The organism is uncultured Limimaricola sp. (assembly GCF_964022235.1).
Classification (GTDB): Bacteria; Pseudomonadota; Alphaproteobacteria; order Rhodobacterales; family Rhodobacteraceae; genus Limimaricola.
The window spans coordinates 358247-380154 of sequence record NZ_CAXHZL010000002.1 but is presented as its reverse complement, the minus strand read 5'-3'; the positions used below and the strand labels follow the sequence as shown (position 1 = coordinate 380154).

The window sequence follows — 21908 nt, the reverse complement described above, 5'->3', positions numbered from 1 at the left end:
GGGGCGGATGGCATGAGCGACGATCCCGACATCCAAGATGACCGGCTCGAGGAGCGCCCCGAGACACGGCCCGGGACTGCGCAGATCGGTGCGCCGTGGGAGCTGATGGGCCGGGCCGAGCGCATCGCCGCCGGTGCCAGCGTGGCCTGGGCGGTGATCGCCGGGTTGGCCATGGCCCTTGGCGGTCAGCCGCTGGTGGGGCCGGTGCTCGTGGTGGTGGTGCCGCTGGCGCTAATCTGGATCGGCCTGTTCGCCAGCCACGCCTCGCGCAGCGCGCGCGAGGAATCGCACCGGCTGCGGGCCGAGATCCAGACCCTGCAGCGCAGCCTGCGCACGCAGGCGCGAGGCGGCGGTCTTCCGGCCGAGCTCGACCGACGCCTCGCGGGGATCGAACGCGCCTCGCGCCAGACCGAGACGGCGCTGGCGGGCTTTGGCGTGATGCGCCCCGAGCCTGCGCCCGAGCCCGAGGCCGAGGCGCCAGAGCCCACGCCACCGCCACCGCCCGCCCTGGGCCGGGCCGAGATGGCGCGGGCGCTCAACTTTCCCGACAGCGATCAGGATCTCGAAGGCTTTGCCGCCCTGCGCGCGGCGCTGCGCGACACCCGCGCGCGCCAGCTCATTCAGGCGAGCCAGGACGTGCTCACGCTTCTGAGTCAGGACGGCATCTACATGGATGACCTCGCGCCGCCGCCTGCGCCTGCGGACGCATGGCGCGCGCTTGCACGTGGCGAGAGGGGAGAGCCGCTTGCGCCGCTCGCAGGTGGGCTCGACGCCGACGGCATGGCCGGGATCGCGGCGGCGCGGATGGGCGAGGACACGATCTTTCGTGACACGGCGCAGCACTTCCTGCGGCTGTTCGACCGCATGCTCGACGACTACTGCGACGGCGCGCAGGACGAGGAGATCGCGCTTCTGGCCGAAACCCGAACCGGGCGGGCTTTCCGGCTGCTCGGCGCGGCGGCGGGCAATTTCTCGTAAAAACCTCAGCCGAGGTGGCGGATCATCGTCGTCGCAGCTCGAAACCCGAAGACGAGGCGCAGCGGTCCCAAGGGCCGCCGCCCCACCGCGCAAAAGCCACGCCGTTCATAGAGCGCGCGGGCGCGCAGGTTCTCGTCGATCACCTCGAGCCGGATTTCGCGGTAGCCCCCGGCGCGGGCCTCCTGCGCCAAGGCCTCGATCAGCCGCGAGCCGACGCCGCGCCCGCGCGCCTCAGGGGCCACGAAGATCCCGTCGATGAGAAAGCGGCGGTTGTCGACGTCGCTGTCGAGCAGCGCCAGCAGGCCGCGCCGCCATGCCGCCCCCGCCACGCCATAGGCCGCGCGCATCTCGCGCCGCCCGCCGAGCACCAGCGCGCCGCGCATCGTCTTGAACCCGGCCACCCCGAGCAGCGTGCCGTCGGGGGCGCGGGCGCACAACGCATGGGCGGGATCGAGCGCGGCGGCGACGAAGCGCAGCGCGCGGCGGCGGGGGCCCAGAACCCGCCCCAGCTTGGGCCCGAACGCGTCCCAGTAGAGCGCCGCGATCTGCGCGCGTTCGCTCTCCGCGAAGCCCGCGGAGATCTTCACTCCGCGGCCCCGGGTGGGGCGAAATCGGCAGGGGTGTTGAGATTGGCGAAGGGGTCCGGCGATCCGGTGGGAAACCCGGCCCGTGCCGCCCCCTGCGACAGCGCCCAATCCCCGATGCGCCGTGCGCCCGCCGCGATATCGGCGGCGAGCCTGTCGCGCAGCCGCACCGGCCAGAGCCCGCAGACCGGGTGTAGCCGACCACCGCTTTCGGCCACGGCCAGGCCGCCAGAGGCCTCCCCGGCGAGAATCAGCCGCGGCACGAGGTCGCCCGGCAGCCACGGCGTGTCGCCCGGCACGGTGATCACCCAAGGCGCACCGCGCGCCTCGGCCCAGCCCATCGCCGCCAACACCCCCGCCAGCGGTCCGGGGTGGTCCGGCACCGGGTCGGGCACCACTTCGAGACCAAAACGCGCGAATCGGGTCGGGTCGCCATTGGCATTGAGCGCGAGAGCCGGAAGCTGCGGTGCCATCCGGTCGATGACATGGGACAAAAGCGGTCGGCCATCGAAGGGCAAAAGGCTCTTGTCGCCGCCGCCCATCCGGCGCGACAACCCGCCTGCGAGGATCATGCCCGGTGGCGCGTCGAAAGGATCAGACATCGGCTCGGCTCCCGCGGGGTTCGGGTCAAGTTCGGGTCAGGCCCACCGCGTGCCGGCGGGGCCTCAGCCTTCGAGCTGGCGCGCCACGGCGCGCCGCGCGTCGCGCAGGCTGTCGCTGTCGTTTTCGTTGTGCTCGGTGGTCACCACACCCGGCAGCGCGCCGAACCGGGCCATCAACTTGTCGGGAAACCACGTCGTCCCGAGGCCTTCGAAGCCGGGCAATTGCCCCAGCAGCTTCGAGGTCGCGCGGGTGCAATAGGCCTGGGCCGTGGGGCCCGCCGCAAAGGCGAGGCGCAGCGCCGTCTCGGCTGTGGCGGCGGGCACCTCGATCTGTTGCTCCACCGTCGTGTAGGAGGCGCGCGAATGGTAGGAGATGTAGCTCGCCACGACCGATGGGGTCATCCCGAACAGCACGTCGTTGCGCTCTGGGATCGACGAATGTGCAAAGCTTCCGGCCGGGTCGAACAGCACTCTCTGGCTCGCATTGATCAACAGCGAGGTATGCGCGCCGTTGCCGGTGCCCAGGTTGTTGACGGTAAACAGCGTGAGCGAAGGCGGCCCGTCGTGCCGGTAGCGCGCCCGAAGCACGTCGGCCTCCGGCGCCCAGACGGCCTCGCCGTTGCCGCAGCCCGCCAGCGCCAGCGGCGCGGCCATGAGGAACGCGCGCCGCTGCATCCGATCAGCCGTTGATCAGCGCGAGCAGGATCAGAGCGACGATGATCGCGATGACGGTGCGGATCGTCAGCTTGACAAAGCCCGCATAGGTCTTCTCCTGCGCGGTGATGTCCATGGTTCCGGGGACGTGGTGGTGCTGATCGTCGGCCATCTGGGGCTCCTCGCATCTGGCGTATCGGGCCGGGAGTTAGCCCGAATCCCGCCCCTTGTCACGATGTCTCGGGCGCGTTATCGGGTCCCTGTGGCTTCGGCTCCTTCCCGGTCTCGTCCCCGGTCCCCTCGGGCGCCTCTTCCTCGAGCTCGCGCGCGAGCTGGAAGCCGATGCGCTCGGGCGGGGTTTCGGGGCGGGGTCGGGGCAGGGCGCGCAGGATCACCGAAAGCTGGGTGACGTGCTGGATCAGCTGCGTCTTGGCGCCGGCGGGATCGGAACCATAGAAGGTCACGATGTCGGGATCGAAATAGCCCATGCCTTGGATGCGCAGCACGCCGGAATGCCCGCCGGTCATCGCCATCGCGACCTCTTCGCCCGGCTCCAGCCCGTCCTCGAACCGCTTGATGTAATGGATCAGCCGCTCGTAGGCCCAGCGTGCCGGGCTCTTGCCCTGCGCGGGCTTGCGCAGCGCCGGCGGCAGGACGTCTTGCTCGGTGTCCGAACTCTCGCCCGCATGGACCTCGCGCAGCCGGGGCAGGGCCTCGGCCTCCAGCGCCTCGGCGGCAGTGGCGATGATGTGGTCGGCCATGGCGGTTTTCTCCTCGGGCGGGAGCCGTAGGGTGGCACGCCCGCGCCCCGCGTCAAGCGGCGGCGAGTTGCACGGGGCCTCCCGACGCGTCATATACGCACCGACGAGCAACCGCAGGGGCCTTCGCATGACCATCTACCTCGAATTCGAAAAGCCTCTCGCCGAGATCGAGGGCCAGGCCGAAGAGCTGCGCGCGCTGGCGCGACGCAGCCCCGAGATGGACGTCGAGAAGGAGGCCGCGGCGCTGGACCGCAAGGGCCACGACATGCTGGCTCAGCTCTATGGCAGCCTGACGCCTTGGCGCAAATGTCAGGTCGCGCGTCATCCCGAGCGGCCGCATTGCAAGGATTACATCGAGCGGCTGTTCACCGAATACACGCCGCTCGCGGGCGACCGCAATTTCGCCGACGACCATTCGGTCATGGGCGGCCTCGCGCGTCTGAACGGTCGCGCGGTGGTGGTGATCGGCCATGAGAAGGGCCACGACACCAAGAGCCGGATCGAGCGCAACTTCGGCATGGCGCGCCCCGAGGGCTATCGCAAGGCGATCCGGCTGATGGACCTCGCGCATCGCTTCGGCCTGCCGGTGGTGACGCTGGTGGACACGCCCGGCGCCTATCCGGGCAAGGGCGCCGAGGAGCGCGGCCAGTCCGAGGCGATTGCCCGCTCGACCGAAAAATGCCTGCAGCTCGAAGTGCCGCTGGTCTCGGTGATCATCGGCGAGGGCGGCTCTGGCGGGGCCGTGGCCTTTGCAACCGCGAACCGCGTGGCGATGCTGGAGCATTCGATCTACTCGGTGATCTCGCCCGAGGGCTGTGCATCGATCCTGTGGAAGGATGCCGAGAAGATGCGCGAGGCGGCCGAGGCGCTGCGTCTCACCGCGCAGGAGCTCAAGGAGCTCGGTGTCTGCGACCGGATCGTGGCCGAACCGCTGGGCGGCGCGCATCGCGACGCCGACACCGCGATCGACGCGGTGGGCCGCGAGATCGGCAAGATGCTCGACGAGATGAAGGGCATGGACGGCAAGGCACTGCGCGCCGACCGTCGCAAGAAATACCTCGATCTCGGCTCGAAGGGGCTGGCCGCCTGAGGCGCGCCATCCTGTTCGACCCGACGAGACATCAAAGGCCCGGCGGAAACGCCGGGCCTTACCACATCGTGGACTTGGCCCGTTCCGGCCACTCGGTGTCATAGGCCTCGCCGTCAAAGCCCGCCTTGGCCTCGGCCACCATCTCGCCAACGCTGGGCAGCGCGCCGCTCTCGTTGCCCCGGGTCCAAAGCCCCGAGCGCAGCACCGCGCGGGCGCATTGCGGATAGACCTCGGCCACCGTCACCACAATCACCGAGCGCGGATGCTTTCCCTCATGGGCAAAGCGACCGGTGATTTCGGGATCATCGCTGAGCACGGCGCGGCCGTTGATTCGGATGACGCTGGTGGCGCCGGGCACGAGGAACATCAGGCTCACCCGCCCGTCGCGGATGATGTTGCGCAGCGAATCCATGCGGTTATTGCCGCGCCAGTCGGGCAGCAGCAGCGTCCGCGCATCGCGGATCTCCACCACCGGGCCGTCGTCGCCGCGCGGGCTGGCGTCGGTGCCCTCGGGGCCCACCGTGCTCAGCACGCAAAACCGCGAGGCGGCGATCCAGCGCGCCTGTGTGGGCGTCAGCCGGTCGGTCACCTTGTCGAGGGCCGCACCCGAGGGGCGGCGCTCGTAGAGGGCCTCGAGCGCCTCGACCGTTTCGACGATGCGCATCAGCGCTCCTTTACGGAGATCGGAAACCCGGCTTCGGCCATCAGCGCGTCCGAGCGCGGCTCGATCACCGCCTCGAGTTCCTTCATGAAGACGGCGGGGGTCAGGCCCGGCGGGATCTCGGGCAGGAACTCGATGATGGCGGTGCCGGGGCGGCGCATCACGCCGCGCCGGGGCCAGAACAGGCCGACGTTGCAGGCCACGGGCACGCAGGGCTGACCCAGCTCGCGGTAGATCGCGGCGGTGCCCATCTTGTAGGGCGCGTCGACCCCCGGCAGCACGCGGGTGCCTTGCGGATAGATGATGAGCTGGCCCGGATCGGCGCGACCCGCGCGCACCTCGGCCATCATCTGTTTCATCGCCACGCCGCGCCGACCCCGGTCGACTGGCACGCAGCCCATGCGCAGCGCGATCTGGCCCAGCACGGGCGTGTAGATCAGCTCTTTCTTCATGATGAAGCGACCGCGCGGCACCGCCCCGTAGATCATGATGATATCGAGAAAGCTCTGGTGTTTGGCGGCGATCATCACCTCATGCGTGGGGGGCGTGCCGCGCACTTCGCAGCGCAGCCCGAGGAGCACGCGCGCCAGCCAGATCACGAACCGGCACCATAGATGCGCCGCGGCCACCGCGCCGTCGCGGCTCATGATCGCCCAAGGCGCATAGGCCAGCCCGATGGGCAGCATCGAGGCGTAAACGAGCCCGCTGAACAGCAAGCTGCGCAGCCAGCGCCAGCCGTAGGCCAGCCCGCTCATGACTGACGCTCCAGCATACGGCGCGCGGCGCCGCGCGTGGCCGAAAAGGCCACGGCGGCGGTCAGCGGCGGGATCAGCAGCAACCACAGCCAGTCGGCCCCGGAGAATCCGATGCCGGTGAGAAAGCTGTCGCTGGCCTGCGCGCCGCCGGGCAGCAGGGCAACGAGCACGGCCCCCAGTAATGTACCCACCGCCGCCCCCGACAGGGCGCGCAGCGTAAAGCGGCGCACGAAGGCACGGGCGATATAGCTGTCACGCGCGCCGACCAGACGCAGCACCCGGATCACCTGAGCGTTGGCCGAGAGCGCCGATTGCGCCGCTAGCGTGATCATCGCCGCCGTCGAAGCGCCGATCAGCACGATCGCCAAGGCGCCAAGGCCCCGCAGCTTGCCGGCCGCGGCGACCAGCGGCGCCCGCCAGCGGGTGTGATCGTCCAGCACGGCGCCGGGCACTTCTGCCTGCATCCGGGCACGCAGGCCGGTGGCGTCATAGCCGCCGCCCGTCTCGACGATCTCGATCAACTGCGGGATCGGCAACGCGCCGAGCGGCAGATCCGGTCCGAACCACGGGGTGAGCAAGGCCTGTTCCTCTTCTTGGGTGAGCGCGCGAGCCGAGGCGATGCCCGGCGTGGTGCGCAGCACGTCGAGCGCCGCGGCGGTCTGCGCGGCCATCTGTTCGGCCGGAGCCGAGATCCTGAGCGTCGAGGTCTGAGCCAGATCGTCGGACCAACGCGCGGCGAGCCGCCCCGTGGCCAGCGACAGCGACAGCGCGAACACCGTGAGCAGCGCCATGGCGGCGGCGGTGAGCAACGTCAGCCGCGCGGTAAAGCCGGTGGGCGGCACGCTGCGATCCGCCTGCACGTCACCGGCGAGAAACGACAGCGCGGTCCAGAGCGCGCGCTTCACAGTTCGGCTCCGGCGGCGAGAAGCTGGCGGTCCTTGAGCCTCAGCGTGCGCACCGCGACCTGCGCCTTGGCAGAGCGGATCAGGTTCATGTCGTGGGTGGCGATCAGCACCGCCTTGCCCATGCGGTTCAGCTCGACCAACAGGGCCAGCAGCCGCTGCGACATCTCCCAGTCGATATTGCCGGTGGGTTCGTCGGCGATGATCACCTCGGGCGACATGATGACGGCGCGCGCCAGCGCCGCGCGCTGCCGCTCGCCACCCGAAAGCTCGGGCGGGCGGCGGTCCGCATGGCGCGTCAGCCCGACCCAGCCGAGCAGATCGGGCAGGTAGGCCTCGGCTTCGTGGTGCCGTCCCGCGACGGTGAGCGGCAGCGCCACGTTGTCGCGCAAGGGCAGGTGGTCGAGAAACTGGCAATCCTGATGCACCACGCCGATGCGGCGGCGGTTGAGAGCCAGCGCGTCGCGGGCCATGCCGGTCGTGGTCTCGTCCCAAAGGGCCACCTCGCCCGAGGTGGGCACCAGATCGCCGTAGCACAGCTTGAGTAGCGTCGTCTTGCCCGCGCCCGAGGGGCCGGTGAGGAAGTGGAACGACCCCGGCGCAAGCGAAAGCGACAGGCCGGAGAACAGCTCTCCGCCGCCATAACTATAGGCCACGTCCCGAAGCTCGATCACCTGCTGCCCCCTGTTGCGTCCCCCTTCTGCCCGACCGGGGCCGGGGTTGCAATTGCAGCGCTGCATCAGCCACGCGCCTGCGCACCGCGCGTTCTTGGCGTGGCGGCGGCGGGGGGCTAGGTTGGACCGGCAGTGGCCCTGCCCGGGCGCGAGGGGATGAGACGGATGCGATTGACCTGCCCGAATTGCGGAGCCCAGTACGAGGTGGCCCGCGACGCCGTCCCGACCGAGGGGCGCGACGTGCAGTGCTCGAACTGCGGGCTGACATGGCTCGCCAAACCCCCGCCCAAAACCGAGAGTGATACGGAGAGCGAGACCAGGGCCGCGGTTGCTCCGCCTGCACCGCGCAGCACGATAACGCCCGAGATCGCCGAGATCTTGCGCGCCGAGGCCGAGCGGGAGGCCGCCGTCCGCCGCCGCGGGGCAGGGGACGCGGTCGCGCAACCGGTAGCCGCACCGGCCCGCGAGGCCGAGCCGACAGAGCCGTCCGCGCCTGTGCGAGAACCCGAGCAAGAGAAGACGGCGGAACTCGACCCCGCAGAGGCCGCAGGGACCGAGGTCGATGCCGGTCCGCACGAAGCGCCGCTCGATGGCGGTGCAGAGGCCGGTGACATCGACGGCTTCGATGACGAGCACGAGGCTGCTTCACCGGAAGACAGGGGGGCTTTCGAGGGCGGATCGGACGACGAGGCGACGGACAGCTTCGAAGAGGATCTGGCGAAGGTCACCGAGGCGCTGCGCGAGGCCGATACCCCAAGCCCAATCCCACGCGCGGCCGAGCCGTCGTTCAACCCGTTCGACGAAGGTGAGGACGATGAGGAGATCGATTTCGCCTCGGTGCTGTCACAAAGCGCGACGCAAGCTCCCGCCGCGCCGCTCGTCGACAGCCGCGACCTTTGGGAGGAAGACGACGACGAGACCGACTTGACGCAGATCGCGCGCGAGGAGCTGTCGGACCCTGTGCCCCCCGCATCCGGCCATGGCGATACGGACGATCGGGACGAAGTCGGCCCGGATGTCGACGATGATGATGACGGTGACCTCCGGTTGGAAGACGAGGCCACCTACGTCCCCCATGACGACGATGACGAGGAGGATGACGACAGGTTCGCACCCGTGGAGAACCCGCGTCTGTCGCAGGCCGACGACGCGACCGGACCGGGGGCGTGGCAGAGCGCGGAGCCGGTCGCGGCCCCCGCCGAGCGCCCTATCTGGAACGAGCCGGACGACGATGAGGACGACATTGGCGACGACACCGATGACGGTCTGGGACAGATGTCCGGTGACGAGGACGATCACAACAACGAGGACATGGACGAGGGCCGGGACGACCATGACGACCTGACCGATCCGGCCCTGATGGCCAGCCTGTCCGCCGAAGACCCGGAGGACGAAGACCTCGGAGCGTCGCAGGCCCGCCGCACGGCCGTGCGACAGACCCGCGATGAGACGACGCATGGAGACTTCGAAGAGGGCGATCACGACGATTGGGATGACGAAGACGCGTCCGAGGCCCCCATCACGGCGCATGAGGCCGCGCGCGAGCGCGCCAGCATGGCCGCCGCTTCCACCGGGGCGGTGACACGGCGCGACCTTCTGCCCGATATCGAAGAAATAAACTCCAGCCTGCGCAGCACCGCGATGCGGGGCGGGTCGCCCCGGACGGTCGAAAGCACCGACGTGCAGCGCGGTCGCGGGTTCCGGCTCGGCTTCGGCACGGTGCTGCTGATCGCGGCGGCATTGGCGTTGGTCTACGCCCATGCCGGGCGTATCGGCGCGGCGCTGCCATCGCTCGAGGGGCCGCTGCAGAGCTATGCCGTGGCGGTCGACGGGCTGCGAGGGCAGCTCGACGCTTGGCTGCGCGGCCTGCTGGAAACATTGAGTTGAAGGATGGGCTGAAGCTGGCGCCCGATCAGAATAGGTCGAGCAGCCGCTCTAGGTAATCGCGCTCGGCCTGCGGGCGTTCACGCTCGGCGGCGCGGCGGCGGATTTCACCCAAAAGCTCTTCGGCCCGGCGGGCCGGATCGGTCTCGCCGAGCATGTCCTCTTGGCTGCCGGCACCACCGCGCTCGGCGGTGTCGCGGCCCAGCGGGTCACGGTCGCCCGCACCGCGCCCCTGTTGCGTGCCCTGTCCGGGCTGATCCGGCGCGTCGCGGTCGCCTCGGGCCAGCGCCTCGCCCAGCTCGCGCGCAGCACCCCGCAGCGCTTCGGTCGCCTCGGCCTGCCGGTCGATCGCGCGGGCCAGATCGTCGGCGCGCAGCGCGTCTTCGGCCTCATCCATCGCGCGCCCCGCCCGATCGAGCGCCGCGCCCGCCCGCTCGCCTGCTTCGCCGTCGAGGCGCGGCAACGCGCCCCGCTGGCGCGCCAACTCGTCGCGCAGTGCCTGCTGACGATCCGCGAGGCTGCCCTCGCCGCCGGGCTGTTGCCCCTCGCCGGGCTGTTGGCCTTGCCCTTGGCCTGATTGCCCCTGACCGGGTTGTTGGCCGGGCTGGCCTTGGCCCTGACCTTCGCGTTGGCCCGGATCGCGGCCGTTGAAACGGTCCTGCAGGTCGCGGAAGGCCTCGTCGGACAGCTCCTGCTGATCGCGCAGGCTGTCCTGGAGCTCTTGCATCGAGCGTTGTCCCGGAGTGCGCGGGCCGTTGCCGCCTTCGCCCTGCGCCACCTGCAGGTTCTCCATCATCCGGTTGAGCTGCTCCATCAGCTCCGCCGCCTCGGCCATCCGGCCTTCTTCCATCAGCTCCTGAATCCGGTCCATCAGCGCCTGCAGCTCGTCCTGCGTGACCTGCATGCCCTCGCCCTCGGCGGTAGAGGGCTCGTCGGTGCCGTCCTCGGGCGGCGGGGCGTTCTGGGCAAGCATGGCGAGGTAATCCTCGGTCGCCGCGCGCAGCTCGTCCATCAGCTCGGCGATCTCGTCGGCGCTGGCCCCGTCGCGCATCGCCTGCGCCAGACGCTCCTGAGCGCGCTCAAGGCGTGCCCGCGCATCCGCCAGCGTGCCATCCTCGAGCTGCACGGCGAGATCCCACAGCGCCTGCGCGATCTCCTCCTGCACCTCTACCGAAAGACCGTCAGCCGCCCGATGCGCCCGGTCGAGACGGCGCAGCGCCACCCGCAGGCGCAGGTAGGTGGCACGGTCGGGAAACACCTCGTCGGGGCGATGCGAGACGGCGCGCAGCACGTCGACGACGCGGCCCGCGTTGGCGCGCGACCACAGCAGATCACGTCGCTGCTCGGCCACGGCACGCGCCACCGGCTGAAAGAAGCGGCGACCGGGCAGGGTGGTGGGATAGGGCTCCGACGCGCCGGTCTGACCCGCCGCATCCGCCACGTCGAGCGTGATCCGCACGGGCAGGTTGGCAAAGACATGCTCCGAGAAGTCGCCCGCGAGGATCTCCTCGATCTCGGCGCGGTCGCCGGTGAAGGGCATCGGCAGATCGACGGTCAAATCCGGGCGCGAATCCGGTGCGATGCTCAGGCCATGGCGCCGCTCGACCGCTTCGGCGTCGAGGGTGATCGTGGCGCTGCCCGACACCACCCCGTGATCGTCGCTCGCCCGGAAGGGCAGGGTCATCTGCCCCAGACCGACGGTCTCGAGCGGTCCCGCCACCGAAACCTGTGGGGCCTGATCGGGGATCGCCCGAAGCTGCCACGTCGCGCCGCCGGGGCCATCGATACGGATTTCGCCGTCGCGCGTGACGGCAAAGCTCTGGGCGGGCTCGGAGGCAGCGGGCACCTCACCGGTGCGGCCCGAAACAGTCTCGGACAGGGTCAGTGCCCCGACCTGACCGTAAAGTCGCAAGGTGATGGTGCTGGCCACCGGCACCGCGATCGCTCCGGGCGGTTGATCGGGCAGGTAAAGCACCGGCTGGCCGGTATGGGCCGGGGGCTCGATCCAGCCCTCCCAGACCGGGCCCTGCGCCAGAGCGTCGCCGCCGCCGGGGGTCAGGCTCGAGACGCTGCCCAGCCGCCAGACCGAGCCGAACAGCAGCGCCACCACGAGAAACAAAAGCGCGATGTAGCGCAGGCCGAAGGGGTCGCGCGCGGCGAGGCGCAGGTTGGGCCGGGCGGCGGGCGCGCCTTCGCTGCGCGCGCGCATCCGCGCCAGATGCGTGGCCCAGAGCGCTTCCGCACCCGCATCGCCGCGCCCCGTCGCCTGCGCGTCGCTGAGGGCCGAGACCGGGCAGCCCGGCAGGCTGCGGTCGAGCCGGTCGATGGCCGCGGCACGCGAGGGCCAGCGAAACCGCCACAGACCCCAGCCCAGACCCGCGATCGCGCCCAAGATCGCCAGCACCGCCCAGCCCCAGAACGCCTCGATCGGCAGTCGGTCCTGCCAGCCCGCGATCAGCGGTGCCAAAGCCAGAGCGACGACACACCACAGCGGCCAGAAGGCGCGCAGCAGGCGCTCGGCCACCATCCCGGCGCGGGTTAGCGCGACGGGGCGTTTCAGATGCGACAGGGGATCGCGTGTTTCGGTCAGGGTGCCGGTGCTCCGTGCGGCGCGTCGGGACGCGGTTGGGCCGTCTCCATCATAGCCATTCGGGAATGCTATCGCGCGCGATCATTTCCTCATAGCTCGGGCGACGGCGAATAACCGCGAATTGATCGCCCTTCACCAGCACCTCGGGCACCAGGGGCCGGGCGTTGTATTCGCTGGCCATGGCCGAGCCGTAAGCCCCGGCGGAGCGGAAGGCCACGAGATCGCCCTCGCCCACGGGGGGCAGTTCGCGGCCCCGCGCAAAGGTGTCGCCGGTCTCGCAGACCGGGCCCACGATGTCCCACGGCCTGGTCTCGACCCCGGCCTCGGGTTCGATCACGGGGACGATGTCGTGGTGCGCCTCGTACATCGCGGGACGGATGAGGTCGTTCATCGCCGCATCGAGAATCAGGAAATCGCGGCCCTCGCCGGACTTGGCATAGGTGACGCGGCTCACCAGAAGGCCAGCGTTGCCCGCCACCAATCGTCCCGGCTCGATCTCGATCTCGCAGCCCAGATGCCCGACGGTGCGCCGGATCAGCGCGCCGTAGTCGAAGGGCAGGGGCGGGGCCTCGTTGACGCGCTCGTAGGGGATGCCCAGACCGCCGCCGAGATCGAGGCGGCGGATGTCGTGCCCGTCGGCGCGCAGCACCTCCGTGAGCTCGGCCACCTTGGTGAAGGCCGCCTCGAAGGGCGCCAGCTCGGTGAGCTGGCTGCCGATGTGCACGTCGATGCCGATCACCTCGATGCCCGGCAGTTTCGCGGCCATGGCATAGACCTCGCGGGCACGTGCGATCGGGATGCCGAACTTGTTCTCGGATTTGCCGGTGGCGATCTTGGCGTGGGTCTTGGCGTCCACGTCCGGATTGACGCGGATGGTGATAGGCGCGGTCCGGCCTAGCGCGCTGGCCACATCCGAGAGCGCCAGAAGCTCAGGCTCGCTCTCGACGTTGAACTGGCGGATGCCACCTTCGAGCGTCATGCGCATCTCTTCGCGGGTCTTGCCGACCCCGGAGAACACGATGCGATCGCCCGGAACGCCCGCGGCGCGGGCGCGGGCGTATTCACCGCCCGAGACGATGTCCATGCCCGCTCCGGCCTCGCCCAAAAGCTTGAGCACGGCGACGTTGCCCAGCGACTTGACCGCGAAGCAGACGAGATGCGGCAGCCCGTCGAGCGCGTCCTCGAACAGTTTGAGGTGCCGCAGCAGGGTGGCGGAGGAATAGACATAGACCGGGGTGCCGACTGCGGCTGCGATCTCGGAGATGGCGACGTCCTCGGCCACGAGCTGGCCGTTACGATAAAGGAAATGGTCCAAGGTCTCGCTCCGCTGGCATGGGTCCGCCGCGTCTTAGCAGATCGTGCCGCGATCCCAAGCCCCGCGATGCCCTACCCGTCTTGCGACCGGCGTCAGAGCGGCCGGGTGCGCAGGAACAGGTAAAGCGGCAAACCGCAGCCCACGCCGATCAGCAGCGTCGCCGGGATCGCCAGCAGCGCCTCCCAATTGCGGCGCACCCGCACCTCGGAGAGAATCCACAAGATGAGCGCCACGGCGGCGATGGTGACGTCCCACAACAGCCCCGTGGTGGCCGGGTTGGCGTGCCAGGCGGCAAAGAGGCCCGACATCGAATAGCCGTTCTGCGCGACCCAGACGATGAACCAGCGCAGCGGGTGCAGCGCCCCCCAGACCGCCAGCGCCAGCCAGAGCCATCTCACGGTGCGACCCCGAGGCGGCGGCCGGTGATGGTTTCTCCGTATTCGAGCACGGCGCCCGGGGCCTCGGGCGCGCCGCCTGCGCCGCAGCCCGCCAGCAGCGCCAGCGCCAGTAGCGCCAGCCTCACTTCAGCGCGTCCCGCCAGCGCGCGATCTGGGCGCGGACGTTGGCGGGCGCGGTGCCGCCGTAGGCAGTGCGCGAGGCGACCGAGGCCTCGACCGTCAGCACGCCGAACACCTCCTCAGTAATGCCCTCGTGCACGGCCTTCATGTCCTCGAGCGTGAGGTCGGGCAGGTCGCAGCCCTTCTCTTCGGCGCGGGCCACCAGCGATCCGGTGACGTGATGCGCGTCGCGGAACGGCAGGCCCAGCGCGCGCACCAGCCAATCGGCGAGATCGGTCGCGGTGGAAAAGCCCGAGGCCGCGGCGGCACGCAGGTTGTCCGGCTGGGCGGTCATGTCAGCAATCATCCCGGTCATCGCGGCGAGGCTCAACATCAGGTTGTCGGCGGCGTCGAAGACCTGCTCCTTGTCCTCCTGCATGTCCTTGCCATAGGCGAGCGGCAGCCCCTTCATCACCGTCATCAGCGCGACATTGGCGCCCAAGATCCGGCCGATCTTGGCGCGGATCAGCTCGGCGGCGTCGGGGTTGCGCTTTTGCGGCATGATCGAGGAGCCGGTGGACCAGCGGTCCGACATGGCGACGAAGCGGAACTGCGCCGAGGACCAGATCACCAGCTCTTCCGACAACCGTGACAGGTGCATCGCGCAAATCGTCGCCGACGACAGAAATTCGAGCGCGAAGTCGCGGTCCGACACGGCGTCGAGGCTGTTGGCCATCGGGCGGTCGAAGCCGAGCGCCGATGCCGTTGCTTCGCGGTCGATCGGAAAGGAGGTGCCGGCGAGAGCCGCCGCGCCCAGTGGGCTTTCGTTCATCAGCGCCCGGGCATTGGCAAGGCGGGTGCGGTCGCGGCCGAACATTTCGACATAGGCCATCATGTGATGACCCCAGGTGACGGGCTGCGCGGTCTGCAGATGGGTGAAGCCCGGCATGACCCAGTCGGCGCCCGCCTCGGCCTGACCCAAGAGCGCCTCGATCAGCGCGGTGAGCGCGTCCTGGGCCGCGTCGCACTGATCGCGCACCCAGAGTCGCAGGTCCGTCGCCACCTGATCGTTGCGCGAGCGCGCCGTGTGCAGGCGGCCCGCAGGCTCGCCGATCAGCTGTTTGAGCCGCGCTTCGACGTTCATGTGGATGTCTTCGAGCGCGGTCGAGAATTCGAACGTACCGGCTTCGATCTCTGACAAGACCGTGAGAAGGCCTTCCCTGATCGTTTCCGCGTCCTTAGGCTCGATGATGCCCTGCGCCGCAAGCATCGCGGCATGGGCCCGGGAACCTTCGATGTCCTGCGGCGCAAGACGCCGGTCGTAGCCGATCGAGGCGTTGATCGCCTCCATGATCGCATCCGGCCCGGCGGCGAAACGGCCGCCCCACATCGCGTTGGAGCTCTCGGTCATTCTATCGTCCTTGAAGGAAGTCACATGCGCAGCGTCGTACTCATCGGTCTTTACATGGCGGCAACGAGCCTTGCAAACGCCGCCCCCGCCGACATCGAAGCCCTGCGCGAGGGCGACATGCGCAAGCTCGCGGTCCATGCCGAGCCGCAGCGCGGATCGGACGTCGCCTTCGAGAGCGAAGACGGCGGCGAGATGACGCTGGCCGCTTATGAGGGCAAGCCGGTGCTGGTGAACTTCTGGGCCACGTGGTGCGCGCCCTGCCGGGTCGAGATGCCGCAGCTCGCGGCGCTGCAGGACGCCTATGGCGGCGACGACTTCGAGGTCGTCACCATCGCCACGGGTCGCAACGATCCCGCCAGCATGGAGCGGTTCCTGACCGAGATCGGCGCCGAGAGCCTGCCACGCCACAAGGATCCGCGACAGGCGCTGGCGCGCGACATGGGCGTGCTCGGCCTGCCGGTGACCTTGATCCTAGACGCGGAGGGCCGCGAGATCGGGCGGCTGCAGGGCGAGGCCGATTGGTCCTCGGACAGCGCGCGCGCCATCGTCGAGGCGCTGATGGCCGAAGGGCAGGACGGCTAATACGTCGGATTTGAGTATTTCAGGAGTAAAGTGGCCCGAGGCTGTGGCGACTTTGCTCTGAAAATACTCATGTCGACCGTGCAGGGAAAAACGCGGCTTCCGACCCTCAGGCGGTGCCCGAGGTGGGCGACAGGCTCAGCGGATCGATGCCAAGCCCCTTGAGGGCGGCGGACCACTTGTGCTCGTTGGCGCGGCCGAAGACCACCGCGTGCTGCGCTTCGCCGATGAGCCAGCCGTTCTGCGCCAGCTCATTCTCGAGCTGACCCGGACCCCATCCTGCGTAACCAAGCGCCAGCAGCGAGGATTTGGGCCCGCGCCCATGCGCGATGTCCTCCAGCACGTCGAGCGTCGCGGTCATCGCGGTGCCCTCGTCGACCTGCAGCGTGCCCTGATCGGAGGTGTAATCGGTGGTGTGCAGCACGAAGCCCCGGCTTTCCTCGACCGGGCCGCCGATGTGCACGCGGATGTCGCGCACGCCGGGGTCGGAGGCGATCTCCAGCTGCTCCAGCAGATCCGAGAACCGGACCTCAGTCGCAGGCTTGTTGACGATGAGCCCCATCGCGCCTTCGTCGGAGTGGGCGCAAATGAAGATCACGGCGTGGTCGAAACGCGGATCGGCCATGCCGGGCATCGCGATGAGGAGCTTGCCGCTCAGGTCGGGGTTCAGGGCTTCCATCCCCACAGAATGTGGTGCGCGGGCCACACGATCAAGGGGGTGTACACATAGCTCTCGCAGCGACGTGACTTTCCTTCGCCCCACAGGGGGGCCATCACTGCGTGCATGACCTGTCGCATCCCCCTTGCCCCGCTCGCCGTCTTGATCGCCCTGGCCCTGCCCGTCGCGGCCCCCGCCGGTCCGGTCGATAATATCGTACGGCTCGACATGTTGCCGGGCTGGCGCGCGGAGGATGGCACGCAGATGGCCGGGTTCCGGATCACCCTCGCGCCGGGATGGAAGACCTACTGGCGCGCGCCGGGCGAGGCGGGCATCCCGCCGCAGGTGAGCTGGAGCGGCTCCGAAAACGTGGACGCGGCGGCGTTCCACTGGCCGGTGCCGGAGATCTTTCACATCGGCGGGTTCGAGACCTACGGCTATTCCGATCAGGTGGTGTTGCCGGTCGAGATCGCGCCTGCGCGGACGGGCGCGCCGATGCGGATCGCGGGCCAGCTCGAGATCGGTGTGTGCCAGGATGTCTGCGTTCCGGTAATGCTTGATTTCGCGGTCGACCTGCCGACCGGCGCGCGCCGCGATCCGACGCTGTCGCTGGCTCTGGCCGACCGAGCCCAGACGCCCGCCGAGGCGGGTCTCGGCCCGGCGCGCTGCGCCGTCTCGCCCAGTGCCGACGGGCTGTCGCTCACCGCGACGCTGCCCGCCACTGCGAGCGCCAGGGCCGTGGTGATCGAGACCGGCGACCCGGCGCTCTGGGCCGCCCCGGTCGAGATGCGCCGCGAGGGCGGCAGCATCGTCGCCAGCACGCGCATCTCGCACGTCGCCCGCGCCCCGGTGGCGCTCGACCGCTCCGCGCTCACTCTCACGATGATCGGCGGCGGCGAGGCGGTGGAGTTCAAGGGCTGCGCGCCCGCCTAGGTCTGGGCCCGGATCACTTGCGCCGCAGATGCTCGTCGAGCCGCGGCAGGATCTCGACGAAGTTGCAGGGCTTGTGGCGGTAGTCGAGCTGCCGCGCGAGGATCTCGTCCCAGGCGTCGCGGCAGGCGCCGGGCGAGCCGGGCAGGGCAAATAGATAGGTGCCCATCGCCACGCCGCCCGTGGCGCGGCTTTGCACGGCCGAGGTGCCGATCTTGTTCATCGACACGATGGTGAAGACCGTGCCGAAGGCGTCGATCTCCTTTTCGTAGACGTCGCGATGCGCCTCCACCGTCACGTCGCGCCCCGTGAGGCCGGTGCCCCCCGTGGAGATCACGACGTCGATCTGCGGGTCTGCGCACCAGCCGCGGAGCTTGGCTGCAATGGCGGCGCGGTCGTCGCGCAGGATGTCGCGCGCCGCGAGAATGTGCCCCGCCGTGGTCAGCCGCTCGACCAGCGTATCGCCAGAGCGATCGTCGGAGGCGTCGCGGGTGTCGCTCACGGTGAGGACGGCGATGCGCACGGGGAGAAACTCACGGTCCATGGTCAGGCCTTGTGCAAAAGGGCGAGCCGCAGGGCGAGGCCTGCGAAGATCGTAGCCGAGACGCGGCCCAGCCAGCGGTTGAACGCCGCCGAGCCGGCGAGACGGCGGCCGACGCCGCCCGCGAAGACGCCAACCGCGCCGTTGACGACCAACCCGCCGACACTCAGCACCACGCCGAGGGCAAGGAACTGCGGCAGCACGGGGCGCGCGGGATCGGTGAACTGCGGCAGGAAGGCCAGTACGAAAAGGATCACCTTGGGGTTGGTGAGATTGACGACGAGGCCCTGCCGGAAGGCGCGCGAGGGGCGCACCGCCGGAATCTCCCCAGCTGCGCCGTCGCCGCGCAGCGCGGCGATGGCGAGCCACATGAGATAGGCGACGCCGATCCAGCGGATCGCGTCGAAGAGCCACGGCATGGCGGCCACGGCGGCTCCGAGGCCCAGCCCCGCCAGCGTCACATGACCGAAGATCGCCAACGCAATTCCCGCATCGGCGGCAAGGGCCGCGCGCGGCCCCCCGCGCAGACCCTGTCCGAGACAGAACATCATGTCGGCGCCGGGCGTGAGGTTGAGCGCGAGGGCGGCGGGCAGGAAGGCCAGCAACACGAGGGGATCGATCATGCGGAGGCTCCGTCGAGACGCGCCTTGAGCGCCAGCAGGTCGGCCCATGCCTCGCGCTTGGCGGCGGGGTTGGCCATGAGGTGGGCGGGCGAGAAGATCGGCAGGGCGGGACGGCCCGCCACCTCGTCCCAGCGGCCACGCAGCCGGTGCAGCCCGCCGCCCTTCATCAGCGCGGAACAGGCGACCGAGCCCATGACCACAAGGATCTCCGGGTCGGCCAGCTCGATGTGACGATCGAGAAAGGGCCGCATCATTGCCAGATCCTTGGGGTCGGGGGCGCGGTCGCCGGGGCTGCGCCACGGCAGGACCGGGGCCATGTAGACCGCGCGTTCGGTATCGGGTGCCTCGGTCGACAGGCCGATGGCGGCGAGCATTCGCTCCAGCAGCAGGGCGGCGGGTCCGGCCACGGGGACGCCCGCGCGGTCCTCCTCGCGGTGCGGCGGATCGAGCAGCAGCATGACGCGGGCGTGCGCGCGACCGCTCGCGAACACGAAGCTGCGCGCGCCGCGCCTGAGGTCGCAGGGTTCGAACGCTTCCATTGCGGCGGCGAGCGCATCGAGATCGGGTGCGGCCTCGGCGGCGGCGCGGGCGAGCGCCACCGGATCGGGCTCTTCGAGGGGAATCGGGGCATGCCTGGCCGCCGACCCCTTGGTCGCAGCCACGGCAGGGCGCGTGTCGGTGAGAGTATAGCGATCGAGCGGCGCGTCGAGCATCGCCTCGTCCGCGCCCATCTCGATCTGCCAGTCGAGCAGCGCCCGCGCGCTCCAGTAGTCCAGTGCCGATTCCATGGGGCGCAGGCTATGCCGGATCGCGGCGGGATGGCAGGGGGCTGTTGGGTCTCGGAGCCCGCGCCATGGGCCGAAGGCCAGGGGGCCGCATAGGGGCCGCGCGACCGACGCATGCGCGGCGCATCAGCCCTTGTTGTGCCGCTCGATCCAGTTGCGCAGGTCTTCAGCCTCGTGGCGCGCCTCTCGCAGTGCCTCCATCGCGGCGCGCAGTTCGGCCTCGGATTGGCGTAGCTGGCCGGTCAGCTCGGCCTCGCGCTCTTCGACGTAGGAAATCGCCTGATCGCGGGTTTCTTCTGCCTCGTGCAGCGATTGCGCCATGCGATCCAGCTCACCGATATCGGCGCGGGTGACGCGGGTGAAGCGGTTCACCAGCCAGCTGGCGAACCAGCCGAGCGCGAAGGCGGCAAAAAGTATGACCGCCGTGGCGATGATGAACTCGGTTCTGTTCACGTCCCTGTCCTTATTCGTCGTCCGAGGGGCGGGCCCTCGGCCCGGTTGCGGGCTTGTCCATGACCTGCGGCGCATTGATGTCGGCCGTTTCCGGCTCGGGTCTGGTTTCGCCGTCTTGGGCCTCATCGTCCGAATCGGCCGCGTCCTGCGCCTCGGCCTGAAGCTGCGCACCGCTCAGCCTGAACTCGATCCGGCGGTTGGCCTCGCGGCCCACCGAGGTGTCATTGTCGTCGATCGGGTCGGCCTCGCCATAGCCCACGGGGGTAAAGCCCGCCACCGGCACGCGGGCGCGGCGCAGCGCCTCGACCACTGCGTCGGCGCGCTTCTGGCTCAGCTCGAGGTTCATCTCGTCGCGGCCTTGGCTGTCGGTGTAGCCCGCGACCTCGATCTCCAGCTCAGGGCAGCGGCGCACGATCTCGGCGATGTCGTCGACCACGGGCCGCGCCTCGGCAGTGATCGAGGCGGAGCCCGCGTCGAAGGTGATCTTGGTGTCGGCGGTCACGAAGGCGATCTGGCGCAGGCATTCCTCGGGCGAGGGCAGGCCTGCGATCGGGTCGAGCGATTCGCGGTAGGCCACGTCGATGTCGAAGCTGGCCCCTTGGCCAAGCTTGTCGGCCATCAGCCGCGCGATGTCGGCGCTCGCGGTCTTGCGCCCCGTGAGACCCTTCAGCGCCACGCTGTCGGGCCCGACGGTCAGTTGGCCCTCGGAAAGCAGCGACAGCGCCTCGAGCCCCGTCAGCACCCGCACCGACCAATCGCCGGGCAGGCCCCCGGTGACGCGGGTCGCCATCACGAGGCCGTCGCCGCCGAAACGGGCGCGGGCGAAGTTCTCGACGGTTGTGTTCGCAAGCTGGTCGGCCAGCCGCCCCGAAAGGCGCAGCTGCTTGCCCTTGGCGAGGGCCGCGGTGAACTCGGGCGCGCCCTCGGGGCGGGCCTCGGGGGCCTCGGGCAGCACCGCTTCGAGCGCGAAGAGATCGGGCAGGTCGTTCTCGAGCCGACCCGCGATGCGCTCGAATTCCTCCGCGCCGGTGCCTTGCGCCGCGATGAGCGAGACATCCGCATCCGAAAAGGTGACGCTGCCCGCGCCAAGCTCGGCCAGAGCCGCGATGCCGCGCGCCACTGCTTCGCCCCACTGACCCGACGGCACGCCAAGGCCCAAGGTGCAGTCGATCTCGCCCGCGACGCCTGCCTCCTTGGCGGCGTCGGTGATCAAGCGCATCGCCTCGCTCGTGTCGGCGGAACAGGCGTCGAATCGGGCGCCGTCCTCGTCGATCACGAAGCGCGCGGTGAAGGGCGTGATGACCGGGCGCGGCGCGCTGATCCTGAGCGCCAGCCGCACCGTGTCGGGCTTGAGCCGCGCCAGTTCGGTCTCGAGCTTGCGCTGCGCCTCGGGGCTGTCGGAGATCGCCTCGACCCGGACCCGGCCGGGCCGCACCGAAAGCTTGGAGTGCGGCAGGGCCTGCAACGCACGGCCCGCATAGCGCAGCGCTGCGGGCCATGTTTCGGGCACCGGATGGTCGGCCACGTCGAGCAGGTCCGACACAGGCAGCCCGCCTGCCGCCTTTTCCATCATCGCGATCAGCGCGGCCCGGTCGGTCGCCGCCGGGATCAGCCCGATCAGCGACACGCCGCTGTCGTTGCGCAGGATCTCGATCGCGAAATCGGGCGGTGGCGGGGTTTCGGCCTCGACCACCTGCATGTTGTCGATCACCCGGCTGGCGTCGACGATGCCGCTTGCCGCGGAAATCGCACGAAACCGCATGGCTTCGGTCGGGGCGGCCCCTTCGAGGATCAGCTGCAGCCCGTCGGCCTGCACCTTCGCCCAATCATGGCCCTGCAAGGCGAGTGCCGCGCGCACCTGCTCGATCGAGACCTCCTCGACCACGGCGACGGCGGTGCGGGCGGTGATGGCCGAGACTCCGCCGGCAAGGGCGAAGGCGGCGATGGCGGCGGCGAGGGGTGGGAGGCGCATCCGGGCTCC

At 70.0% G+C, this 21908-nt stretch carries 25 protein-coding genes; 5 read left to right on the top strand and 20 right to left on the bottom strand.

The window, feature by feature from the left end; translation table 11 throughout:
• The first annotated feature begins 12 nt into the window (after positions 1–12).
• Positions 13–978 (top strand): hypothetical protein, encoded by a 966-nt coding sequence (locus tag AADJ02_RS04360; protein ID WP_341211759.1) that lies wholly within the window; start codon positions 13–15, stop codon positions 976–978.
• A gap of 5 nt (positions 979–983) precedes the next feature.
• Here AADJ02_RS04360 and AADJ02_RS04355 read toward each other — a convergent pair whose 3' ends face one another.
• The 5 genes from AADJ02_RS04355 to AADJ02_RS04335 all read right to left on the bottom strand — a co-directional run bounded on the left by AADJ02_RS04355 (position 984) and on the right by AADJ02_RS04335 (position 3579).
• The gene (locus tag AADJ02_RS04355; protein ID WP_341211758.1) at positions 984–1565 is read right to left on the bottom strand and encodes a GNAT family N-acetyltransferase; all 582 of its coding nucleotides are present in this window, start codon (positions 1563–1565) and stop codon (positions 984–986) included.
• Positions 1562–2164, bottom strand: coding sequence for a molybdenum cofactor guanylyltransferase MobA (mobA, locus tag AADJ02_RS04350; protein ID WP_341211757.1), 603 nt, complete (start codon positions 2162–2164; stop codon positions 1562–1564). The genes AADJ02_RS04355 and mobA overlap by 4 nt, the downstream gene beginning before the upstream one ends.
• Before the next feature lie 63 nt (positions 2165–2227).
• Positions 2228–2839: a hypothetical protein gene (locus AADJ02_RS04345; RefSeq protein WP_341211756.1), complete on the bottom strand. Its 612-nt coding sequence runs from the start codon at positions 2837–2839 to the stop codon at positions 2228–2230.
• A gap of 4 nt (positions 2840–2843) precedes the next feature.
• The gene (locus AADJ02_RS04340) at positions 2844–2990 is read right to left on the bottom strand and encodes an aa3-type cytochrome c oxidase subunit IV (protein WP_341211755.1); all 147 of its coding nucleotides are present in this window, start codon (positions 2988–2990) and stop codon (positions 2844–2846) included.
• A gap of 58 nt (positions 2991–3048) precedes the next feature.
• Positions 3049–3579, bottom strand: coding sequence for a hypothetical protein (locus tag AADJ02_RS04335; protein ID WP_341211754.1), 531 nt, complete (start codon positions 3577–3579; stop codon positions 3049–3051).
• 127 nt (positions 3580–3706) lie between these two features.
• Here AADJ02_RS04335 and AADJ02_RS04330 point away from each other — a divergent pair, with 127 nt between their 5' ends.
• Complete coding sequence (locus AADJ02_RS04330) at positions 3707–4669, top strand: acetyl-CoA carboxylase carboxyltransferase subunit alpha (RefSeq protein ID WP_341211753.1); 963 nt, start codon at positions 3707–3709, stop codon at positions 4667–4669.
• A 58-nt stretch (positions 4670–4727) separates the two neighbouring features.
• Here AADJ02_RS04330 and AADJ02_RS04325 read toward each other — a convergent pair whose 3' ends face one another.
• The 4 genes from AADJ02_RS04325 to AADJ02_RS04310 are packed head-to-tail and all read right to left on the bottom strand — an operon-like array spanning position 4728 to position 7661.
• Positions 4728–5333 carry a pyridoxamine 5'-phosphate oxidase family protein gene (locus AADJ02_RS04325; protein WP_341211752.1) on the bottom strand — a complete coding sequence of 202 codons (606 nt, stop codon included), beginning with the start codon at positions 5331–5333 and terminating at the stop codon, positions 4728–4730.
• On the bottom strand, positions 5333–6076 hold the full coding sequence (locus AADJ02_RS04320; protein WP_341211831.1) for a lysophospholipid acyltransferase family protein: 744 nt from the start codon (positions 6074–6076) through the stop codon (positions 5333–5335). Before AADJ02_RS04320 ends, AADJ02_RS04325 begins: the two co-directional genes overlap by 1 nt.
• A gap of 5 nt (positions 6077–6081) precedes the next feature.
• Entirely contained in the window at positions 6082–6990 is a 909-nt protein-coding gene (locus AADJ02_RS04315) for an FtsX-like permease family protein (RefSeq protein WP_341211751.1), read from the bottom strand.
• Complete coding sequence (locus AADJ02_RS04310) at positions 6987–7661, bottom strand: ATP-binding cassette domain-containing protein (protein WP_341211830.1); 675 nt, start codon at positions 7659–7661, stop codon at positions 6987–6989. The genes AADJ02_RS04315 and AADJ02_RS04310 overlap by 4 nt, the downstream gene beginning before the upstream one ends.
• 165 nt (positions 7662–7826) lie before the next feature.
• On the opposite strand from AADJ02_RS04310, the gene AADJ02_RS04305 reads away from it, so the two are divergent.
• The gene (locus AADJ02_RS04305) at positions 7827–9548 is read left to right on the top strand and encodes a zinc-ribbon domain-containing protein (protein ID WP_341211750.1); all 1722 of its coding nucleotides are present in this window, start codon (positions 7827–7829) and stop codon (positions 9546–9548) included.
• A gap of 25 nt (positions 9549–9573) precedes the next feature.
• Here AADJ02_RS04305 and AADJ02_RS04300 read toward each other — a convergent pair whose 3' ends face one another.
• The 5 genes from AADJ02_RS04300 to argH all read right to left on the bottom strand — a co-directional run bounded on the left by AADJ02_RS04300 (position 9574) and on the right by argH (position 15358).
• Positions 9574–12114, bottom strand: a complete 2541-nt coding sequence (locus AADJ02_RS04300; RefSeq protein ID WP_341211829.1) for a DUF4175 domain-containing protein — start codon at positions 12112–12114, stop codon at positions 9574–9576.
• 70 nt (positions 12115–12184) lie between these two features.
• Positions 12185–13450 (bottom strand): diaminopimelate decarboxylase, encoded by a 1266-nt coding sequence (gene lysA, locus AADJ02_RS04295; RefSeq protein ID WP_341211749.1) that lies wholly within the window; start codon positions 13448–13450, stop codon positions 12185–12187.
• A gap of 92 nt (positions 13451–13542) precedes the next feature.
• Positions 13543–13848 (bottom strand): DUF2834 domain-containing protein, encoded by a 306-nt coding sequence (locus AADJ02_RS04290; RefSeq protein WP_341211748.1) that lies wholly within the window; start codon positions 13846–13848, stop codon positions 13543–13545.
• A complete protein-coding gene (locus AADJ02_RS04285) occupies positions 13845–13973 on the bottom strand; it encodes a hypothetical protein (RefSeq protein WP_341211747.1) in 129 nt (42 codons plus the stop codon). Before AADJ02_RS04285 ends, AADJ02_RS04290 begins: the two co-directional genes overlap by 4 nt.
• Entirely contained in the window at positions 13970–15358 is a 1389-nt protein-coding gene (argH, locus tag AADJ02_RS04280) for an argininosuccinate lyase (protein WP_341211746.1), read from the bottom strand. The genes AADJ02_RS04285 and argH overlap by 4 nt, the downstream gene beginning before the upstream one ends.
• 24 nt (positions 15359–15382) lie before the next feature.
• Between argH and AADJ02_RS04275 the strand changes: the two genes are divergently transcribed.
• Positions 15383–15940, top strand: coding sequence for a TlpA disulfide reductase family protein (locus tag AADJ02_RS04275; RefSeq protein WP_341211745.1), 558 nt, complete (start codon positions 15383–15385; stop codon positions 15938–15940).
• Positions 15941–16046: 106 nt separating this feature from the next.
• Here the strand turns inward: AADJ02_RS04275 and AADJ02_RS04270 are convergent, their stop codons facing one another.
• Positions 16047–16616, bottom strand: coding sequence for a YqgE/AlgH family protein (locus AADJ02_RS04270; RefSeq protein WP_341211744.1), 570 nt, complete (start codon positions 16614–16616; stop codon positions 16047–16049).
• 105 nt (positions 16617–16721) lie between these two features.
• Here AADJ02_RS04270 and AADJ02_RS04265 point away from each other — a divergent pair, with 105 nt between their 5' ends.
• A complete protein-coding gene (locus tag AADJ02_RS04265) occupies positions 16722–17528 on the top strand; it encodes a protein-disulfide reductase DsbD domain-containing protein (protein ID WP_341211743.1) in 807 nt (268 codons plus the stop codon).
• A 13-nt stretch (positions 17529–17541) separates the two neighbouring features.
• Here the strand turns inward: AADJ02_RS04265 and moaB are convergent, their stop codons facing one another.
• The 5 genes from moaB to AADJ02_RS04240 all read right to left on the bottom strand — a co-directional run bounded on the left by moaB (position 17542) and on the right by AADJ02_RS04240 (position 21899).
• Positions 17542–18069: a molybdenum cofactor biosynthesis protein B gene (moaB, locus tag AADJ02_RS04260; protein ID WP_341211742.1), complete on the bottom strand. Its 528-nt coding sequence runs from the start codon at positions 18067–18069 to the stop codon at positions 17542–17544.
• A gap of 2 nt (positions 18070–18071) precedes the next feature.
• Positions 18072–18689 (bottom strand): LysE family translocator, encoded by a 618-nt coding sequence (locus tag AADJ02_RS04255; protein ID WP_341211741.1) that lies wholly within the window; start codon positions 18687–18689, stop codon positions 18072–18074.
• Complete coding sequence (locus AADJ02_RS04250; RefSeq protein WP_341211740.1) at positions 18686–19477, bottom strand: uracil-DNA glycosylase; 792 nt, start codon at positions 19475–19477, stop codon at positions 18686–18688. Before AADJ02_RS04250 ends, AADJ02_RS04255 begins: the two co-directional genes overlap by 4 nt.
• A gap of 123 nt (positions 19478–19600) precedes the next feature.
• On the bottom strand, positions 19601–19927 hold the full coding sequence (locus tag AADJ02_RS04245; protein ID WP_341211739.1) for a hypothetical protein: 327 nt from the start codon (positions 19925–19927) through the stop codon (positions 19601–19603).
• Between the two features lie 10 nt (positions 19928–19937).
• Positions 19938–21899, bottom strand: a complete 1962-nt coding sequence (locus AADJ02_RS04240) for an OmpA family protein (RefSeq protein ID WP_341211738.1) — start codon at positions 21897–21899, stop codon at positions 19938–19940.
• Between the last annotated feature and the right edge of the window lie 9 nt (positions 21900–21908).

Coding starts and splice junctions, on each gene's coding strand:
- AADJ02_RS04360 (WP_341211759.1), top strand. CDS start 13: ATGAGCGACGATCCCGACATCCAAGATGACCGGCTCGAGGAGCGCCCC.
- mobA (WP_341211757.1), bottom strand. CDS start 2,164: ATGTCTGATCCTTTCGACGCGCCACCGGGCATGATCCTCGCAGGCGGG.
- AADJ02_RS04345 (WP_341211756.1), bottom strand. CDS start 2,839: ATGCAGCGGCGCGCGTTCCTCATGGCCGCGCCGCTGGCGCTGGCGGGC.
- AADJ02_RS04340 (WP_341211755.1), bottom strand. CDS start 2,990: ATGGCCGACGATCAGCACCACCACGTCCCCGGAACCATGGACATCACC.
- AADJ02_RS04335 (WP_341211754.1), bottom strand. CDS start 3,579: ATGGCCGACCACATCATCGCCACTGCCGCCGAGGCGCTGGAGGCCGAG.
- AADJ02_RS04330 (WP_341211753.1), top strand. CDS start 3,707: ATGACCATCTACCTCGAATTCGAAAAGCCTCTCGCCGAGATCGAGGGC.
- AADJ02_RS04325 (WP_341211752.1), bottom strand. CDS start 5,333: ATGCGCATCGTCGAAACGGTCGAGGCGCTCGAGGCCCTCTACGAGCGC.
- AADJ02_RS04305 (WP_341211750.1), top strand. CDS start 7,827: ATGCGATTGACCTGCCCGAATTGCGGAGCCCAGTACGAGGTGGCCCGC.
- argH (WP_341211746.1), bottom strand. CDS start 15,358: ATGACCGAGAGCTCCAACGCGATGTGGGGCGGCCGTTTCGCCGCCGGG.
- AADJ02_RS04275 (WP_341211745.1), top strand. CDS start 15,383: ATGCGCAGCGTCGTACTCATCGGTCTTTACATGGCGGCAACGAGCCTT.
- AADJ02_RS04270 (WP_341211744.1), bottom strand. CDS start 16,616: ATGGAAGCCCTGAACCCCGACCTGAGCGGCAAGCTCCTCATCGCGATG.
- AADJ02_RS04265 (WP_341211743.1), top strand. CDS start 16,722: ATGACCTGTCGCATCCCCCTTGCCCCGCTCGCCGTCTTGATCGCCCTG.
- moaB (WP_341211742.1), bottom strand. CDS start 18,069: ATGGACCGTGAGTTTCTCCCCGTGCGCATCGCCGTCCTCACCGTGAGC.
- AADJ02_RS04255 (WP_341211741.1), bottom strand. CDS start 18,689: ATGATCGATCCCCTCGTGTTGCTGGCCTTCCTGCCCGCCGCCCTCGCG.
- AADJ02_RS04250 (WP_341211740.1), bottom strand. CDS start 19,477: ATGGAATCGGCACTGGACTACTGGAGCGCGCGGGCGCTGCTCGACTGG.
- AADJ02_RS04240 (WP_341211738.1), bottom strand. CDS start 21,899: ATGCGCCTCCCACCCCTCGCCGCCGCCATCGCCGCCTTCGCCCTTGCC.